The organism is Desulfoscipio sp. XC116 (assembly GCF_039851975.1).
In the GTDB taxonomy this organism is placed as follows: domain Bacteria; phylum Bacillota; class Desulfotomaculia; order Desulfotomaculales; family Desulfallaceae; genus Sporotomaculum.
On sequence record NZ_CP156660.1, the window covers coordinates 2971769 to 2990810 of the forward strand.

Genomic DNA, 19042 nt, shown 5'->3' on the forward strand with positions numbered 1-19042 from the left:
AAAATTAACTTAAATGATTGATTACTTCTTAATGGTCGGCACTTCATCCATCAAAAGGGATGCCGGCTCGGTGAACAGAGCAGCACTATTCAGGTCACCGGCGCCTTCGGCAAAATCGCCGCCGGGTACTGCGGTACCTTCTTCAGTGGTCCTGATGGGGAATTTAAAACGCTTAACCATGCCGTTTCTAAACTTAACGGTCCACATAATATTATCCGAACCTCTCAAAGGAGTCACACTGGCGCCCATGGGGACGAAGTCGGCATAACCACGCAGGTCTATAGCTTGCTGCGGGCAAGCCTTGGCACAGCACAGGCATTCCCAGCAATGCCAGGGGTCACGGTTATAAGCTTTCATTTTCTCTTTATCGAGAACCATAATATCGTTGGGGCATGCATACATGCAAGCGGTTTTATCCTGACCCTTGCAACCATCACATTTCTCAGCTATTACAAAAGTTGGCATTTATTCAACCTCCCGTTCCCAATTTGTTTAAAAAATCACTTTGGTTTTGCGATAACAGATAGTTTTTTCACCTTCCCGAGGAGCATGGCGCATACAGTTAATTAATTTAAAATACTAAAACCCTTCTCCTCCCTGAGAAAACCTTACTGTATATTTACTGATTTTGCGCCGGTGTCTGCGACACCGTGCTGTAAAATCACCCCCTTTGAAAATTATTTAGTCAATGCCTTTTGGGCAACCTGTGATGTAAAAGCTTAAATATAGGGCCCCAACATCAGGTACTGCAATTTTGTTGTCAGATATCTGCATCTAAATTGTCGGGTAAATGCTAAAAATAATTCATAGCCCGTGTTAAATTTACAATGTAAAGGTGTGGATAACAGTTGTAGATATAGTCGTACTGTTATTAATCATAATTATACTTTCGACACAATTGCCCAAGCTCCTTCTTTTTTTAAGCAATAACCGTTACTTTTTTTTGGCAATCTTCGCCGAAGGCTGTTTAATTATTATTTTTAAGCAGTCAACCAATCTAACGATCAGACGCCGGATATATTGGGACGCTTCTGCTTAAATAATATTTAAGCAGAAGCGGTCATCTCCTATACAATCAAAACAAACTCTACAAATAAATTTATTTCTTAGTCCCCGGCATGTCTTCATAGGCACCTTTTTTAATCTCCACTTTTTCCGCAGTTTTATAATATTCGCGCAGAATTTCCATAACCTCGGGGCGGCCAAATTCTTTGGGAATCTCTTCGCCGTCCTGCATCATGCGGCGGAACTTGGTGCCACTAACCACACAACGATCTTCCGGGCCGTGCGGGCAAGTACGCTGACTGGCCATACTCTGACACTTATAGCAATAGAATGTCCAAGCAATCAGCATAGGCTTGAGTTCCAGAGCGCCCGGCCAGAGCTTATCAAAAATTGTCTGAGCATCGAACGGGCCATAGTAATCGCCCACGCCGGCATGGTCACGACCCACGATGAGGTATTTGCAACCCCAGTTTTGCCGGAAAACGGCGTGCAATAAAGCTTCGCGAGGTCCGCCGTAACGCATTTCCATGGGGTAGACACCCAAGGCAATGTTCTCTTTCGGGAAATACTTGTCAACCAGCACCTCATAACACTTGGTGCGCACTTCACCCGGAATATCGCCAGGCTTCAATGCACCCACAATAGCATGTATAAAGCAACCATCCACTAATCCGCTTTCCATGGCGAACTTACAAAGATATTCATGAGAACGGTGCATGGGGTTCCTGGTTTGGAAAGCAACCACGTCCGACCAGCCTTTTTCTTCAAAAAGCTTGCGGGCTTCGGCGGGATATAGATAATACTTGGGATATTTCTGAGGATAAACACCCTCGTTAAGCACTTTAATGGGTCCGCCTAAGTTAAATTCACCCTGCTTCATAACGCTGGCTACGCCAGGGTGACCTTCCGCATCCAAAGTCGTAAATACTTCACGGCACTCGGCTTCTTTGTCATAAGTATAGATTTCTTCCACAAGCATGGTAGCATATAGTTCTTCGGAAGCTCTGTCATAAAGGGCCACTTCCATGTCTTCCTTAAGACCAATGGCATCTTTTTCTTCACCGGTAATAGACAAGGTTACCGGCATGGGCCACATGGTACCGTCAGCCATTTTAAAATCAAATACGCAACCGGTGTAATCGTCCTTCTTCATAAAGCCTTTTAACGGGGTAAATGCACCAATACCAAGCATCAAGACATCGGAAGTCTCCCTTGAACTCATGTACACCTTGGGCAAACCTTCCGCTCTCTTGATTTCAGCTGCTCTTTCATCGCCATACAGCAACAAAGGCATTAATTTTCCTTCAGGGCCATGCGGTTTAGGTAGCGCCATAAATAATCCCCCTCCTATTTTTTAATTATTACAACCAAGGAACAAAATGTCCCCAATTGAAAACCCAATCTCCCAATCACTCCATATTATGTCTCTGCCAATTATATATACAGCTATCCGTTAGGCCCAACGCGGGCAATTGTCAGCTAATTGCCATAGCAATGTCGCTCATTTGCTAGTTGGATACACTGTATATTGATTAAAATATATAATGGGTTATATTTATGAAATTAGACACAAAGTAGAAATACCCTTCTTTTGTTACCGAGAAAAAATAAATTATTTATGGCGAAAATAATACTATTTCGATACAACGACACTGGCATTGTGAAGATATGCACAAAAACGTGTCAAATAATGTGCTTAAAAAAAATAAACTTACCTACCTACACATAAAATATATCACGAATCACAGAACTTGACAAGCTCATTTCAACACACAGGCAATCTTCACAATTAATAAATTACAGTTATTTCAATTCACCGCCCTATCACTCCAATATTAAATATAAGAGCACATCGTTAAAATGATGTGCTCTTATATTTTTCCATATAGTCTTCAAGCAGCTCGCTGCGTCCTTTAGCCAAAAACTCCTGCATTACTTTTGGACGCCGGAACCTGGCCCCTTCGCTCACAATACTCATTACCAGATGATTAACATACGGAATAAATGTAAACTGATTTTCCACTACAGGCATGGGTACGAAAAAAGATTCCAACTGCCCAATATCAGCAGTTAAGAGCTGAATCAATTCCAGCGGCGTTTTATTACCTCCATTTGGCACCCTTACTTTTTCACAATAAGGCAATTCATATTCCACTATTTCGCGAGGCAATTCAATATTATGTTCCGTCCTATACTTTTCCACCAGCTTTTCCATATTGCGCCTTGCCATGCCCTGCGCATCACGTTTCCCCATCAAGCCATAAGTACGGCACGCAAAAGGACGGACTTCATAAACCTGACAGTTATTGTGGCTATCCAGGAAAGGGCAGCGCTGATTAATATCCACCAGTTCCAGAAAATAATAGCGCACGGCACCGGCAATAAACCGGGGCCATCTTTCAGGCATATTTTTATTAACATAACGAAACATATTTAAGTATTCAACAATAAATGCCGGATTTGGCACGGTACAGCAAGTACCACAGCGGTCACATTCCATATCGGGCAATTTATTATATATTTCATTTAATTTATCAAACAAATTATTTTCCTCGGCCTGACTTATAGCCGGATGCAACTTAACCAGCGGCAGCATTAAAGCACCAACTCCTCCCAATTTTATACTACAAACGCTACCCCAACCAACCTTATAATAAATTAAAACAGAACTAAATACAAAATTATTTTTTCCCACAGCAACCAATTCAGCAGCCATATCCCGGCGTCACATAGTCTCCGACGTCGCAGCTGCAATAATTTAGAACAAACGCATGTGACAAAAAAATAGACACCACTTGGGTGTTTTTACTTGCTTTATTTTTAAACCCTCAATAATATAAAACATAATCAAAGATATAAGACAAACTGATTCAGGTTTTATAAAATGATTTAATAAAGGTGTGTAATATAATTGATTTTATTAAGTTTTCTTTTTATCTTAACGGGCATCTGCCTGATCGTTGCAGGTGTGCTTTTATTAACGCTGCATATCGCCAAAACGGGGGCGTGGCCCGGATTTCACCCGTTGCACTGGGACACCCGGGCAAAAAAGCTTATCATAGCAACCGGAGCCGGCATCCTATTGACATTTTCCGGCGTACTAGCCGGTTACGGTATCTAAATTAATGGTTGCAGCCATGGCCATGATGATCGCCGTGATGGTTACAGCAAGCAGCGGAACCTGAAGACAATTGCCCCTGCACATATTTGGTTACCGCTTCTTCAATTTTACCACTGATTCCGGTAATCACCTGCAAGCCGATTTCTTTTAACGGCTCCAGCGCCCGGGCACCAATTCCACCCACTATTACCACATCCACTTGTTCGCCTTTTAACAACCCGGCCAATCCTTCGTGATTGTGCTGCAGTTGTTCGGCTGAAACAATTTTTTTAGATGTTATTTCTTGGCCTGCTAATTCCACAATTATAAATTCCTGACTCCTGCCAAAGTGCTGGTTAATATAACCGGACTCATGGGGTAAAGCAATTCTCATTTGTAATACCTCCAGTGCAAAATTGTTATTATTAAGCATAGTTTCCCCGGCACGTTCATTCGACCACTAAATAGGCATTTCCTGGCATGTTGGCTTTTCCTTTTTCAATGTTTTTTGCGGAAAAGATGAAGAGTAAGTTTTTTGAACAATTACCCATAATAAATTTTATTGTCTACTTAGCATTATGTCAATATAATTTTATTTTATGGGTCTGCGGACAAAAAAAATCCCGCCTTTAATTGGCGGGTCGGTTTTTATTATACACAACCGGTAGGCTTGGGCAAGCCGGCTAATTTGCAGGCGCCTTTTGCCGGACCGGACGGGAAAAGTTCATAAATTTGTTTCAGGCTATAACCGGTTTGTTTACACATTTTCCTTACCATTGGAGCAACTTGGAACTGTTTGTAGTAATCACGCAGATAGTGGATTACTTTCCAGTGATCGTCAGTGAGTTCCTTAATACCTTCGCCTTCGGCAAAAGATGTTGCTACGCTATCAGTCCACTCGTCGGGGTTAAGAACAAAACCGTCCTCATCAAGCTCAATTTGCTTTCCATCTACTTCAAGAAAAGCCATTAATCTCACACCTCCAAAAATAATTATTAAATAATTTTTCCTATTTTTCCCCTAAAAAGTCTTTAAATATCTATATCTATTTTTAGGGCGAAAAGCTTTTTTGTACTAGCATTATATTATCATTCCAGGTCAGGGAGTGCAACAGGTTCATTAATCAAAACCCATCCAATTTCACCGTGTTTATTTTACTCATATTTACCGGCAGCCACAAGTAAACAAGAGACAGGTCTGATCTATTGGTGCTTGGTACTCTGCTTAATATCTCTTTAGTATTTCCTGCTGTGAACCGGTAAACACCATTAATTGTGCTTAGATCATATTCGACAGGGCAACTTAGAATTCCTTCTATTTGACAAGCTTAATTTTAATTTCTTGACTTACTTTCATCCGCGGCTATTTTTTTACTGGCCTTTTTAACTTTTAACCGTTCTATAGCGCCCATTTGTCCAAGCACATATTCAGCTATATTTACGGAATGATCTCCAACCCGTTCCATATTGCCCAGTAAATCCAGAAATACCGAGCCTTCAGTTCCAGTACAGATACCTTCGTTCAAGCGCATTATATGGCCTTCCCGGAATTCTTTCTCCAAGTTATCAATAACAACCTCGTTTTTAATTACCTGCTTGGCTAGAAAGTGATCACCAGTTTCCAAAGCTTTTAAGGCAACTCCAAGCGTTTCCCCGGTAAGCTCGGCCATGGACTGCATACTGGCCGACGCCTCATCTGAAAATTTAATTTTTCTTTCAACACTATAAATAGCCAATTCTACGATATTGTCCGCATGGTCTCCAATCCTTTCCAGATCACTAACTGCCTGTAATAAAGTTTGGGTATAATTAGATTGATCCTCACTCATTTTTTTACTGGAAGATAATTTTACAAGATAATCGGTAATATTTGTATCAAGACTGTTAATTAATTCCTCCTTCTGTTCAAGATACATGGGATTAAGCTCTTTACTACTTGGATTATTAAAGAACCGCAAGGATTCATTAAAAAATTCGCTGGCATGACGACCCATGCGCAGCACTTCTCTGGTAGCCTGTCCCAGGGCTACGGCCGGGTTGGCCAGCAGACGGGGCTCCAAATAGCGCGGTTTTATATCAAATTGAGCGTCCGCGCCGGGCACTAATTTAGTCACAGCCCAGGCCAGGCAGGATACAAACGGCAGTTGGATAATTGTGTTGGTTATATTAAACATACCGTGCGTCTGGGCAATTTGCATACGAATATTAAGCGTTTCCCAGCTACCTTCAAAACCCGGCAATAATACAAAAAAGTAGTTTGTAGCCAATCGAATGAACTCAGGAAATATGCCCAGCAGAAATAGCGGCAAGAACAAAGCTGTACCGCTTAAATTAAATAATGTATGGGTAAGCGCCGCCCGCCGGGCCGCAACCGTGGTACCTATGGAAGCCAATAAAGCGGTTACCGTCGTGCCAATATTATCGCCAAATAAAATAGGTACGGCCTGCTGATAAGTTACCGCACCCTGGTCCGCCAATTCCTGCAGCACACCAATGGTAGCGCTGCTGCTTTGCACAATCAATGTAAAAGCCGTGCCTATAGCCACCCCCAACACAGGGTTACTTTCCACACCGGTCATTAAATCAAGAAAAACATGCCAATCCTTTAACGGTTTAAGACCACTACCCATTATACTCATACCGTAAAACAGCATTCCAAAACCAAACAGCACCTGTCCTACATTGGCAACCTTTTTATTTTTAATAAAAAACAGCATTATTGCTCCAACAGCTATAATGGGTAAAGCATAGTGCTCAATCTTAAAGCCAATCAAATAAGCAGTCATAGTAGTACCGATGTTGGCGCCCATAATTACGCCAATGGCCTGCCGTAAAGTTAACAGCCCGGCATTAACCAGGCCAACCGTTAAAACCGTGGTTCCGCTGCTGCTTTGAATAAGGGCGGTAACCAAAGTTCCGGTGACAGCACCGCGCAGCGGAGTTTTGGTCCCCTTTTCAAGAAATTCCCGCATGCGTTCACCGGCAACGTTCTGTAGACCTTCAGACATATATTTAATGCCGAACAAAAAAATACCCAGGCCCCCCAGCGCATAAAACAGTACGTCTTGAACCGAAAAAGGCATGACACGTCCCTCCGCAGGTTATTAAAATATCATGTTAATTTTATCAAAATTAAGCGTTATTTGAGCATGCCTTTACATTTTCTTTACATACAATTAAACTTTGCATCCATGCTTAACAATTATTTAACGCATTTTTAATAAAAATAAAAATTACCGGGCAAAAACATGACGGCCTATTTGCACTACCTGCCGGCGCTGCCAAACCCATGGATTAACAGGCTTGGCCGGATTCCAAAAATATAAGGCATCGTTGGTCGGATCTTGTCCCGACCAGGCATCCCGGGCCGCCCGGTGTGAATCAGTGCTGATTTCCCGCCCAAATTGTCCGTTCCCAACCGACTCAAAGGCTCCCGGCTGGAATATCACCCCCCCCAGAGTATTTGGAAATTCAGCACTGGCCACCCGGTTTACAATCACCGCCCCAACGGCAACTTTGCCCAGATACGGCTCATCGGCGGCTTCGCTCTCTATAATTGCCGACAGTAGGAAAACATCTTCCTTGGGAATATCCTTCTCCGTCGCTTTAAACAGCAAAGCATAAGTTCTTTTATCCAAAACACCCCGCGCGGCAATTTTATTTTGCCTTTGAAAGCTGCGCACCGCCCGAACGGTATCAAAACTATAAAAACCCGTCACCTGCTTATTATACAAATTGAAATATTTTAATTTTTTTTGTACTTGCACCACATCTTCGCCCCGATCACCCCAAAACAATGATCGTCGTTCACCCGCCCCTAGATCCCGGGCAGCCAGAAGCAATACCACAACAAAAACTATTCCTGCCAGAATTCCCGCCAACCCGGAATTTAACGACAGAGACATTGTCTTTCTATTGCCGTCACGCATTTTATTCATTCCTCCAGCCACATAATCATTCAAGGCTATCCTTTTCATTTTCTCTTCGGCTGATACAAAAACAATTTTCCCTTGTTTATACCCATAATGGTAGGGTAAACTTTATAAGTATGGGAGTGATAATAGTGATAGTATTACAGGCGTCGCACATCTATAAATCCTTTGGCGATACCCGGTTGTTCAGTGACATTACCCTGGCCGTCCGGGAAGGAGAAAAAATCGGGCTGGTGGGAAGAAACGGGGCGGGGAAAACCACCTTACTTAAAATCCTTACCGGGCAGCTTCCCCCCGACGCCGGGGAAATTATTCGTCCCAAAGCACTCACCCTGGGTTACCTGGCCCAACAAGGCGGTCTACAGTCAAACCGTACGATTTGGGAGGAAATGCTTTCAGTATTTAATCACCACATAGCCTCGGAAGAAAAATTACGCAGTCTGGAAATGGCTATGGGAAAGACAGAAATTACAGCCAATCCGGCCATGCTGGCAAAAATCAGCCAAGAATATACCGATTTGCGGGAAACATTTGCCCGAAACGGCGGTTATGAGTATCAGGCTGCCATACGCGGCGTACTGCACGGGCTAAAATTCAGCGAAGAATACTTCAACATATCCGCAGGTCGTCTCAGCGGAGGTGAAAAAACCCGCCTGGCCCTGGCTAAGCTGCTGTTAACCAAGCCCGCAGTATTAATACTGGATGAACCCACCAACTACCTGGATATGGATACCCTGACCTGGCTGGAAAAATACCTGCAATCATACCCGGGCGCTATTTTAGTTGTTTCCCACGACCGTTATTTTTTAGACACTGTTGCAAGTACAGTTTATGAATTGGAGTTTACCCGCCTTAAACGTTACAAAGGCAATTATTCCCGTTATCTTGTTTTAAAAGCCGAGGAATTGGAACAGCAAGCTAAACAATACCGCAAACAACAAGAGGAAATAGCCCGACTTCAGGAATTCGTCAAGCGCAATATCGCCCGCGCCTCCACCACCGGAAGGGCTAAAAGCAAACAAAAATTGCTGGAGAAAATTAAACCGTTGGAAAAACCGCAAACAAACGACAAAAAAATTAATGTATCTATGGCCGCCACTCAATCCAGCGGCAAAGAGGTAATGACAGTTAAAGAATTAAAGGTAGGTTATCAAGGCCATGCGGTAGCCAGCAGTATAACCTTTTCCATTTTAAGGGGTGAGCGGGTGGCGCTACTGGGCCCGAACGGTACCGGTAAGACCACGCTGCTTAAAACACTGGGAGGGATATTACCATCTATATCGGGCTCAATAATCGAAGGTTATCATGTTAATATTGGTTATTATGAGCAGGAGCAGAAACATCTGACGGGCGATAAACAGGTTATTAACGAACTGTGGGATGAATTTCCCCAATTTGATGAACAGACCGTGCGTTCTATTTTAGGAAGTTTTTTATTTAGCGGAGAAGATGTCTTAAAATACGTAATTGACTTAAGCGGCGGTGAAAAAGCCAGGCTTGCCCTGGCTAAGCTTATGTGCCAAAAGGCTAATTTTTTAATGCTGGACGAGCCCACCAGTCATTTGGACATATTGGGCAACGAAGCCATGGAAGAGGCGTTACTGCAATACCCGGGCACATTACTATTTGTTTCTCATGACCGCTACTTTATAAACAAAATAGCCACCCGGATCATTGAGCTGTCCCCGGAGGGCGTAAACAATTATTTGGGTAATTTCGATGATTATCAAAACAAAAAAGCCGTCGAATTTAAAAACGAGCGGCACGATAATGAGAACGACCAAATCAGTGATACTAAAAAGGATTATTTTGAGCGCAAGGAAATACAGCGCAAACAGCGCAAAAAACAACGCCGTACGGAGGAACTGGAAAAACTAATCAACGACACGGAATCGAACATTGGCCATTTGGAACAGCAGCTATTTTTGCCGGAAGTATATAACGATCATGAATCCTACCGGCAGAAAAGCTCCGCGCTGGAAAAACTTCGCACAAAACTGGAGAACTACATGGACGAGTGGTTGGAGCTATCCGGATAATGCTTATTATGTGTGTTCGAAAAGGCAAACTCCGGTGCCGGTCAGGAGAGGATCTCGTGCGGACTTTTCGAACAGGCTTTTATTGGGAGACTCGGCTCAAAACGCACTAAAAATTAAAAGGATAAACTTAGCTTAGCCTTTTAAGATCGCAAGCAGCTCGGACCATGTATCAACAATGAAATCCGGGCTGCAAGCCTGTAATTCTCCACGAGAGGCCATCCCCCAGCATACTCCTATGGTAGTCACCCCGGCGTTTATGCCGGACTCTATATCATAATAACTGTCACCTATAAATACCGACTGCTCCGGATTCGCCCCGAATTTATCCAAACCCCGCAACACGGGCTCAGCGTGGGGTTTGGGTTTCTCCACATCCTCCAAAGTAACCAGCTGATCCAGGTAGTGACCCAAGCCGGCGACGGCAATACCGCGCTCCGCCATCATCCGTCGCTTGGAGGTCACCACACCCATACCTCTGACCAGCGGTCTTATTTCAGCCAACGCTTCCAACGCCCCGGGGAAAATTTTTATATAATGGTCATGTATCGTCAGCTGGTGATTTATATAACTATCAAATAGTTCCTGCCATCTTTCCCTGCCAAATTGCCGACAGGCATCGCGCAGGGGCAAACCCACTGTTTTCATCACCGCACCATCTTCCCAGGGGATGCTCATTTGATTAAATACATGATAAAACGTGGCCTCAATAAGCGGCAGCGAATCCAGCAAAGTACCGTCAAGATCAAACAGCACGTAATCCTTAAGCATGCAGCATTCTCCTTACTGTGTCAAAAAGTTTTACTCTAACCAGAGTTTATATTATATCAAAACACACCTTGTAATCGCTACTACCTGAGAGTAGAAGACTAAATTTCACCACAAAAAATCATCATAACCTTTGGTTCCTTGTCCCTTAGCTTTAAGCGGCATAATTGTTTGGCTTCAATAATCGCATTGCTGAGTTCAGGGAAAGTTCGTCCAGCACATTTTTCATATCCCGCACTCCCTGACGTACTCTGCTCAGGTCCATTCCATTAACAGTGGCGCCTGCTAAAACCGTAATGAATGGTCCAAAGGGAATGTTGGATATTTTTCTCTTGGTCATATTCATTTTCCTTTCTAAATCTAATTTAATTCCTTTTCATTGATTCACAAGTCAGGGGACGGTTCCCTGACTCCAAGTCAGGGGACGGTTCCCTGACTCATCTTTTAACCCTTTGAACAATATTCCTGTTAACACCCAAAATTGCAGTTATTTGCCTGGTTGAAAGATTGGAATTATCTTTAAGGTACCCAATCAGCCCATTTCTATTGTCTTTATTTATTAGCCAATCCTTTAGATGCACAGTTTTATCTTCCTTCAGAACTCTCTCAATATGCTTTATTGCCCGGGCTTCAGATTTTATGGTTTTATCCGTTGCTTTTTCTTCATTGATATCTATAAACTCTTCTGTCACCTGCTCTCTCCTGAAAATATGACAAACTGTTTGATTGCCTCTTCCAGGTTTTTCGAAAACATTTTCAGTATAAATTCCCTGCTTGTTAAACCTGCGCCTATATTTTCTTTGTTTACATATTCATTATAACTGCTCCAACGATACCCAACCGGCTCCTTTACCATTTTTACCTTTACCGGATTATTGTGTATATACCTGACAGCAGCCATTAGATACCTTTCATCATTTATCGGCTCGCTCCTAAACCTATCCTGAAACAAATAGCATATTCTCTCGTATAGCTTATTGAAGTAATACACATAGCTTACGCCTATTCTTTTCATAGCCCTGTCTATCTGGTCTGTCCCTTCTTTTATAAGCAGGTGCACATGATTATCCATCAGACAGTATGCCAGAATTGAGTACTCCTTTTCCCTGCCTTTTTCCTGTAAAATATCTATAAATCTCTTTCTGTCTTAATCACAGAGAAAAATTTCTCTTTTTTCATTACCCCTTACCATAACGTGATATATCCCAGTTTTGCTGAGTTTTCGACTCACTCTTGGCACTATTTCTCAATCCTTATGCTTTTAGTATAATATACCATAACAAAACATATGAGCCAAGGAACCGTCCCCTGACTTGCTCTGACTCAGGATTTCCACATACCCGCCCGTTCATTCGCTGCCCATCTTTAATCAACTTCGTGACGTTATCCACATCTACAACTGCCGGAAGGCCGTATTCTCTCGCAATAACAGCACCATGGGTCATAATCCCGTCTACCTCCGTCACCAAGCCTTTGATAGATACAAAAACCGGCGTCCAACTGGGACCGCGGTCAACTTGATAACCAGTGCCCCGGCCATGGCACCGGCTGCAATATGCGTGGGATATAGCATATAAAAACACCCCCATTGGCTCGGTAGACATGCCTGGCGAATAAAGCAATAAAGAAAAACTCGGACTGTGCCCGAGTTTGACTTTTAGTTTCTGTTGTCGCTGTTGCCAATAATGATATCTGTATAAGGGAAGTTGATGTTTAACCTAATAAATCGTAAACCAATCTTTCTATCTCCTAGTCAAGATATTCCATGGTTGTATTAAAGGCAGCCCTTTGGGTTTTACCCGGCGTGGCAAAGTGATCTTGTATCTTTTTGGTTCCGCGTGACCGAGCGGTATCAACCAAAAGGCCTATCTCATTGTCGTTTAGTTTCTTTAACCTTACGATTGCCCGGGCTTCCATTTCGTAAAGCATACCTTCCCGGAAGGACTGACCGAAAAGAGCAAAGTGCGCGGCCGCAAGGCCGATGAATTTACCGGCCATTTTTATTGAATCACGACGGCTAACTATTAATAATCACCTCCAGGTATCGGTCGCTATTATTGACAGGCATGTGCCCGACATGCCCCTTAATTACTCTCAGCATGTTCCTTACAATTTGTAGTAACCGCTGCTCATCATCGGCATCAACATTCCCAAGTGTCTCGTTTATCCTTTCGTGATAGGTTCGAGTTGAATAGTTCCCTTTAAGAATCTGTCCAATAACGATAAGATCCCGCACGCACTTGCGTAGTTGTTCGATTCTTGTATCTTGTCCCTCATATAAGTCCAGATCCTCCAGCTCAAGTTCAACATTTTCCAACATGTTAAGTATTCCGTTCAAAGCAAGGGGTGCGTGACCGTCTACAATTTCGCTTTCACCAACAATTATGCCGGTGGCCAGGGCGAAATGCACATGAGGATCCATTAATCGTAAATCGCGCAGCCCCTTAGCAGAAATAACCCGAGCATCTACGTCTTTGCCTACCACCTGGGACAAATCTTGCTCCAGCCTGATTTGCTTAGACCAGGGCCATTGTTGTGCTGTTACGATAATAATATCATAATCACTGTCGTCGTTAGCGCACCCGCCTACACGGGAGCCGTAACACACAATAGCTTTTGTTTCTGGAACGGCAGCGTGTACAGATGCTAATACTTGGGGCCACAGTGGATCAATGTTAATCAGTTTAGTAATTGCATGTTCCATGGGCACACCCCCTTTAAGAATGATTATAACACGGCTCCAATGTTTTTACTATTATTACCACTCTCAATCTTGATGTAAAAGGAAACGGTAGTTTTAAGCTTTTGCGCCATGGCCTTTCTTGTGAAGCTTTTTTTCTTACGAAGATTTATTAATTTTTTTCTCATTCTCATTATGCCAAACGCCTCAGTCCTGGGACAATTCGTACCATATCAATAGTTTTACAACCATTAATCACCCATTATGTCCCCTGGAAGCATGCAGATATTTACAATGGGACATAATGTGCTACACTTTTACAAGGGGTGACAATATGGATTTAACGGGACGCCTTAAATCATTAAGAGAAGAGAAATCTCTAACTCAAGAAGGTTTAGCGAAGACGTTCAAAATTTCAAGATCAGCTGTAACAAAATATGAAGCCGGTGAACGTCGTCCAGACCCAGTAACTCTCCAAACATTCGCAGATTATTATGATGTTAGCGTCGACTACCTTCTTGGACGGACTGATATTCGCGAAACCCCGGAGAAGATCATCGAATCATCCCTACAAGACGACCCCAAGCTTTTGGAATTCTGGTCTGAGCTTAAAAGCCGGAAAGACCTGCAACTCCTATTTAAACAGGTGATACCCATGACCCCAGAAGGAGTAAAAAAGGTGATCAGGATAATTAAAGCACTTGAAGAAGAACCCTTAGATAAGGGGAGCTGAAAGCTACTGCCAAATAATATGGTAGTGGCTTTCAGTTCATTTAGAAACATTCGACATTATTTTTCATTATTCTTCTTTTCGATAAAAAAAATGAACAAATGCCCGAATACAACATACTCCCCTGCCACGCAGCTTAGAGTATGTCAAACGATGGATAATAATCAAACCTTAATCAGTAATGATTAAGAAAATCTTAGCAGAATGAACCAATAAATAAAGGATAACTATTAATTATACTTGCGTGATTTAAGGCGTGATAAGATGAAATATTTACTGAAAAAGTATTGGCATAAGTTTCGGGGTATTCACGGTAGATTTGATGGAATTTTTTTTGAGGATTTGGTAATGCAAATCCTCAAAGCGGAATACCCAAAGGAAAATTGGATTAGGACGAAAAAAACATGGGATAAAAAAAGAGACTTTTTCTCTGAATTCAAGATAGATGGCAAAACGGTCCAAAAATGGGCAGAGTGCAAAAGTTATAAAGATAATCTGTCCATCAATGTGCTTGCTCCTACCTTAATTATGAGCACCCTTAATAATGTCAACGAAATATTATTTTTCTCATACAGCCCGCTCAATAAGCAGGCAAAAGAATCGCTGTCCATGTTCTCAGGGGTACATAAAAAGGTTATACGTGTTTTTGATGATGAAAAGCTGGAAGCACTCATCTTTAAGCATAAGCATAATATTGAATTTTCTTTTTTCTTTCCAAACTATATCGATAAAGAACTTAATACCGAGTCAAAAAACTATCGTGTTTATGAAACTGTTTTTTTGCCTAGGCATAACTATGAATACCGTCTGCAGGAACTGCGAAGTCAGAAGCTCAAAGTAAACGAAATCATCATTATTAATATTTACATCGAGAATTTTTCAATTGAGAAAAAGATTATTCAAATAAGCGTTAATCTTAAAAATGATGATGGGTATCGTTATTTTGAGAGCGCAAACCGGCAATTGCAAATTAACAAAACAATAGTTCTTGATGGCGCGACTTTGTTTTCATACCAAATCCCATTAAAAATTATCACATATGCAGCCACAATCTATTTACCGGAAATTACAATCCAGTGTGAACATCAGAAGAATAGTCTCTTCGGTAGTTTCCAGTGCAGTTGGCTACTTGATACTCCATTCATTGGTTATCAAAATTTATTGGACGAAGTGGACAGCCGATTCGCGTCAAAAACTTATTCCGTGGTAACCCTTCATGGATGTAGTGGCGTTGGGAAGACGCGTCTGGCCCAGGAGATTCACAACCGTTATCTGTTGAAGAATGAAAAATGCATCGTTATCAATACAGAACAGAACAATGGAATTTGTAGAAACTGGTTGATGAAGGTCATGGCCAGGCTCTATACACTACCTTTTGTAAACATGGAAGCCCTGACTCTAAAAGAAAACTTGGAAACGCCAGATAATATTGCCATGATGATTCTTTATAATCAAGATTTTGAGATTGAGAAAAACATTCATCGCGTAGCACTATCATTGTTAGAAGCACAGAGCGAGCACCGCTATTTACTTGTGTTCGATAATGTGCAGAATCTTGACGACTTGTCCATCAAAATACTTCATGAAATGATGAATCTTTATGAAGCATATCATGATGTTAATTTACTGCTGACCTTTAATATGGATTATTTAATAAAAGATAGTTTGGCACGCAATTTCTTTTCCCGTATTATGAATTTGCGTAAGGATTATAAAGATAATTTTCTCCTACAGCAAATAAATGGATTCACAACCCAGCAAGCTAATTCGTATGTAAAACAATGCTTCGGAGTGTCAACAGATACTTGCAATCTCAGTGCAATAGCTTATGATGCAGCGATAAATCGTATTGTTGCTATTGCACAAAATCGGCCTTTGTTTTTGGAGCAGATACTTTTAAAGCTATGCGAAGACAGTATTATTAAAAACATTGATGATTATTTTTATATTGTTAATAACGAGCGTTTCTACGAATCTTTAGAGAAGCTGCCATATCAATTGAACGAATATTTTGAGCTGCGCTGGCAATTTGCGAAAAAACAAACGGAAAAACAATTTTCTGCCATGAAGTCTATTATACAATTATTGTGTTTTTTTGAAAGCATATCACGGGAGATACTTGACGAAATGGACTTTGATGAATTGGCTTTGGATGCATTATTTAGCCTAGGATTTATTCGCCAAAATGAAAAAATCGTATTTTATCACCAATTGATTGGTAAGTTTTTTTCAAATAAGTTTCCTTACCTCAACGCCGCTCTGCTAAGAGATTGTTTGGTTGTGTTAAAGAAAGCTAATCGGCGCAATATCTACCCGGCACAATATTTTATCGCAGCAGCGCAATCAGGACATCTGGATCAAGGTAAAATCGCATGGGCTGTTGAGCAGCTACTGAAAAACAAAATACCGGGGCAGATACAAAAGAAGTTCAACGATGAGCTTTATAGCGCCATTGCCGACCAAGACATGTTTCAACGTTTAAATGCTGTTGATATAGTCGGCTTTTATGGAGCATACTGCTATCACCTGCAAGCAAAGGTTTCCTATTTGGCTGCAATTGAAAAGTATGAATTGATCTATAAACGCTATTTGCTAGAGCATTCTTTTTTCTATACTGCCGGGGATGAATATATGCTGTTTATTAAAGAATATTTGAATATGCTGCTGGTGCTTCACCGTAACGACCAGGTCATTGTGCTCGCCAAAGAGGTTCTGGAGCTAGTCAGTAAACTAAGGTTCAAATATAGAAACGGAGCAAAACGAGCACAAGCAATACTGTTAAACAGGCAACATATTGCTTATAATCGCACAGATATTCCCGACAACCTTCATCCATTTTCTGCGCTTGCTAAAGAGGGCATTGATAAGTCCTATCAAATCGCGCAGGCCATTCATGACATTGAATTAATTATACAAAATCTCATTGATTACGGTTATCTGTATTACTGCAGTAATAAATATAACGACAAAACAATTTATTATTGGGAGAAAGCCTACCTTTTGTGGGATAAAAATCGTAAAAATGTTCCCGCTTGGGAAAGCGGAGTCTACTACCATAAAGCGTTAGCTGCAACCATGCAGCATAATTATGCGCAAGCCTATGAGTTGATTCGAAATGTAGAAATATTCCACAAGCGAAATTTGTACGTTCCCTATTTCTACACAAAATCTAAGATTCTTAAAGCTGTGGTCTCACTCATGACAGGAAAACCCTTTGACGAAGTGTTGCACCTAACCAATGAAGCTGAGAACCTTTGCCAGGAGAACAACAGTCCGGGTGGGTTTGCGGTTTGCTCTTATATAAGAGCAAAGGCCTACGAGTTACTATCAGAAGAAAAAAAAACAGCTTGTCGGTTCTATCAGAAAGCGCTGACTCAGTTCATTAGAAAAAGTGAAAATGATAAAGAAGAAGAACGAGCAACGATTTATTTTTTAGATATATCAAGCGCACTCAGAAGTATGGGTGATGAAGTTGATGAGGAAACGATCAACATGGTAAAGAGTTCTCCATTGCGCAAAAAGATTAACGAAATAAAAAAAATGCGGTGTAAAGATTGGAAAACTTATTTGAGCAATCGTTCTGCAGAAAGCCCGTTGTGCAATCAAAAAAAAACCATCAACTACCCTTGCCCATAATTACCGGTTATAAATAAAATCTCTAAATAAACCAGAAAACCTTTATATTTCCGTTATACGAAGTATATTGGCGTTTCTATCAATGACTATATCCCAACTGCAATCTCTTAAATACTTCCAGATAGTATTGGTTTGAAGAGCGCGGAAATCATCAACAAAATACAGAATCGGAAAACGCATCTGTCGGATATTACTGTCCAGAAGTTCATAAAGTGGAATATGGTCGGCATCACGGACTTTGTATGGGCGATTGTACACATCAGAGAAACTAATGTTAAGCAAATCCTCAAAAAGCTCATAATGCCAACGTTTATCGGCGATGGTTGTAAAGTCAATCAAGTAGTATTCTTTGTGTAAAAAAACGCACTGACTGATAAAATAATCGGCAGCAATTTTAAAATAATGATCCATATCAATCTTAATTTTACCGGAGCAAACCGCCATGTATTGACCTTTAGTGTCACCCTTTAAATGGTTTGACATCCCGCTATTGTATGTAGAGTTGCCTTTGTGAAACACTAAAGAGTCGTTGATGCACCATGTACTAAAGCCCTTTTCCTTCAATCTCAGGCATAAATCAATATCAGAATATGAATGCATCAGTTTTTCATTAAAGCCTCCTATATCAATAAATAACTTTTTTCTGATAAGTGAGCTGGCTGCACAAGCAGCTTGTGCGCAAAAAGATTGATCAGCTAGATGAAAATGTTTGTTTCTACCTCGAAAAGGATGTGGTGAATTAAATTCGGTAAATCCTATACCGAAATCAATAATCGTTTCATCATAGGGATTTAGTAGCTTGGAGGATGCGTAGCCAATACCCTCCTGCTGTTGGTAAAAGGAAGTCAGCGCCTGAAACCAGCCTTTCGTATAAACGGTATCTGCGTCACAAAAAATGACATACTGTCCTTTTGCCTGCTCTACGCCAAGGTGAATCGCTTTTGGATAAAATAATTCATAATTAACTTTTATCAATCGACACTGGGCATAGGGGAGCTCAATGCTATGCTCTTTTGGATTGGAATTGTTTGCTACAATAATAATTTCCACCCCATCAGGGATTGTGGAGATTAAACTGTCCAAACATGCATGTAGCAAGATTTGGTTGCTGTGATAAGGTATAATAATGGAATATATCACAAATGCTCACCCCCGA

General features: G+C 41.4%; 18 protein-coding genes and 1 pseudogene. 4 read left to right on the top strand and 15 right to left on the bottom strand.

Annotation, left to right across the window (positions count from 1 at the left end):
• Positions 1-21: 21 nt before the first annotated feature.
• From aprB to ABDB91_RS14235, 3 genes are all read right to left on the bottom strand, one after another.
• Positions 22-465 carry an adenylyl-sulfate reductase subunit beta gene (gene aprB, locus ABDB91_RS14225; protein WP_347488367.1) on the bottom strand — a complete coding sequence of 148 codons (444 nt, stop codon included), beginning with the start codon at positions 463-465 and terminating at the stop codon, positions 22-24.
• 634 nt (positions 466-1099) lie between these two features.
• Positions 1100-2338, bottom strand: a complete 1239-nt coding sequence (gene sat, locus ABDB91_RS14230; protein WP_347488368.1) for a sulfate adenylyltransferase — start codon at positions 2336-2338, stop codon at positions 1100-1102.
• Positions 2339-2860: 522 nt separating this feature from the next.
• Positions 2861-3601: a YkgJ family cysteine cluster protein gene (locus ABDB91_RS14235; protein ID WP_347488369.1), complete on the bottom strand. Its 741-nt coding sequence runs from the start codon at positions 3599-3601 to the stop codon at positions 2861-2863.
• Between the two features lie 315 nt (positions 3602-3916).
• On the opposite strand from ABDB91_RS14235, the gene ABDB91_RS14240 reads away from it, so the two are divergent.
• A complete protein-coding gene (locus ABDB91_RS14240; RefSeq protein ID WP_347488370.1) occupies positions 3917-4126 on the top strand; it encodes a hypothetical protein in 210 nt (69 codons plus the stop codon).
• A 1-nt stretch (position 4127) separates the two neighbouring features.
• Here the strand turns inward: ABDB91_RS14240 and ABDB91_RS14245 are convergent, their stop codons facing one another.
• From ABDB91_RS14245 to ABDB91_RS14260, 4 genes are all read right to left on the bottom strand, one after another.
• Positions 4128-4499 (bottom strand): NifB/NifX family molybdenum-iron cluster-binding protein, encoded by a 372-nt coding sequence (locus ABDB91_RS14245; protein ID WP_347488371.1) that lies wholly within the window; start codon positions 4497-4499, stop codon positions 4128-4130.
• 257 nt (positions 4500-4756) lie between these two features.
• On the bottom strand, positions 4757-5074 hold the full coding sequence (locus ABDB91_RS14250; RefSeq protein ID WP_347488372.1) for a TusE/DsrC/DsvC family sulfur relay protein: 318 nt from the start codon (positions 5072-5074) through the stop codon (positions 4757-4759).
• A gap of 364 nt (positions 5075-5438) precedes the next feature.
• Positions 5439-7187 carry a Na/Pi cotransporter family protein gene (locus ABDB91_RS14255; RefSeq protein WP_347488373.1) on the bottom strand — a complete coding sequence of 583 codons (1749 nt, stop codon included), beginning with the start codon at positions 7185-7187 and terminating at the stop codon, positions 5439-5441.
• A gap of 150 nt (positions 7188-7337) precedes the next feature.
• The gene (locus tag ABDB91_RS14260; RefSeq protein ID WP_347488374.1) at positions 7338-8033 is read right to left on the bottom strand and encodes a cell wall hydrolase; all 696 of its coding nucleotides are present in this window, start codon (positions 8031-8033) and stop codon (positions 7338-7340) included.
• Positions 8034-8167: 134 nt separating this feature from the next.
• On the opposite strand from ABDB91_RS14260, the gene ABDB91_RS14265 reads away from it, so the two are divergent.
• The gene (locus ABDB91_RS14265; protein ID WP_347488375.1) at positions 8168-10075 is read left to right on the top strand and encodes an ABC-F family ATP-binding cassette domain-containing protein; all 1908 of its coding nucleotides are present in this window, start codon (positions 8168-8170) and stop codon (positions 10073-10075) included.
• A gap of 132 nt (positions 10076-10207) precedes the next feature.
• On the opposite strand, the gene ABDB91_RS14270 is transcribed toward ABDB91_RS14265, so the two are convergent.
• From ABDB91_RS14270 to ABDB91_RS14300, 7 genes and pseudogenes are all read right to left on the bottom strand, one after another.
• Complete coding sequence (locus ABDB91_RS14270; protein ID WP_347488376.1) at positions 10208-10843, bottom strand: HAD-IA family hydrolase; 636 nt, start codon at positions 10841-10843, stop codon at positions 10208-10210.
• Positions 10844-11105: 262 nt separating this feature from the next.
• A pseudogene (locus ABDB91_RS14275) lies at positions 11106-11180 on the bottom strand (flavin reductase family protein); the annotation flags it as partial.
• 97 nt (positions 11181-11277) lie between these two features.
• The gene (locus tag ABDB91_RS14280; protein ID WP_347488377.1) at positions 11278-11532 is read right to left on the bottom strand and encodes a hypothetical protein; all 255 of its coding nucleotides are present in this window, start codon (positions 11530-11532) and stop codon (positions 11278-11280) included.
• Positions 11529-11972, bottom strand: coding sequence for a transposase (locus ABDB91_RS14285; RefSeq protein WP_347491613.1), 444 nt, complete (start codon positions 11970-11972; stop codon positions 11529-11531). Before ABDB91_RS14285 ends, ABDB91_RS14280 begins: the two co-directional genes overlap by 4 nt.
• A 121-nt stretch (positions 11973-12093) precedes the next feature.
• Complete coding sequence (locus ABDB91_RS14290; protein WP_347488378.1) at positions 12094-12462, bottom strand: PEP-utilizing enzyme; 369 nt, start codon at positions 12460-12462, stop codon at positions 12094-12096.
• A gap of 127 nt (positions 12463-12589) precedes the next feature.
• The gene (locus ABDB91_RS14295; RefSeq protein WP_347488379.1) at positions 12590-12838 is read right to left on the bottom strand and encodes a hypothetical protein; all 249 of its coding nucleotides are present in this window, start codon (positions 12836-12838) and stop codon (positions 12590-12592) included.
• A 19-nt stretch (positions 12839-12857) separates the two neighbouring features.
• Complete coding sequence (locus ABDB91_RS14300) at positions 12858-13544, bottom strand: nucleotidyltransferase domain-containing protein (protein WP_347488380.1); 687 nt, start codon at positions 13542-13544, stop codon at positions 12858-12860.
• Positions 13545-13854: 310 nt separating this feature from the next.
• On the opposite strand from ABDB91_RS14300, the gene ABDB91_RS14305 reads away from it, so the two are divergent.
• Both ABDB91_RS14305 and ABDB91_RS14310 read left to right on the top strand, forming a co-directional pair.
• Positions 13855-14253: a helix-turn-helix transcriptional regulator gene (locus tag ABDB91_RS14305; protein WP_347488381.1), complete on the top strand. Its 399-nt coding sequence runs from the start codon at positions 13855-13857 to the stop codon at positions 14251-14253.
• A gap of 261 nt (positions 14254-14514) precedes the next feature.
• A complete protein-coding gene (locus ABDB91_RS14310) occupies positions 14515-17886 on the top strand; it encodes an AAA family ATPase (RefSeq protein WP_347488382.1) in 3372 nt (1123 codons plus the stop codon).
• Positions 17887-17928: 42 nt separating this feature from the next.
• Here the strand turns inward: ABDB91_RS14310 and ABDB91_RS14315 are convergent, their stop codons facing one another.
• Complete coding sequence (locus tag ABDB91_RS14315) at positions 17929-19026, bottom strand: glycosyltransferase (RefSeq protein ID WP_347488383.1); 1098 nt, start codon at positions 19024-19026, stop codon at positions 17929-17931.
• Positions 19027-19042 lie beyond the last annotated feature (16 nt).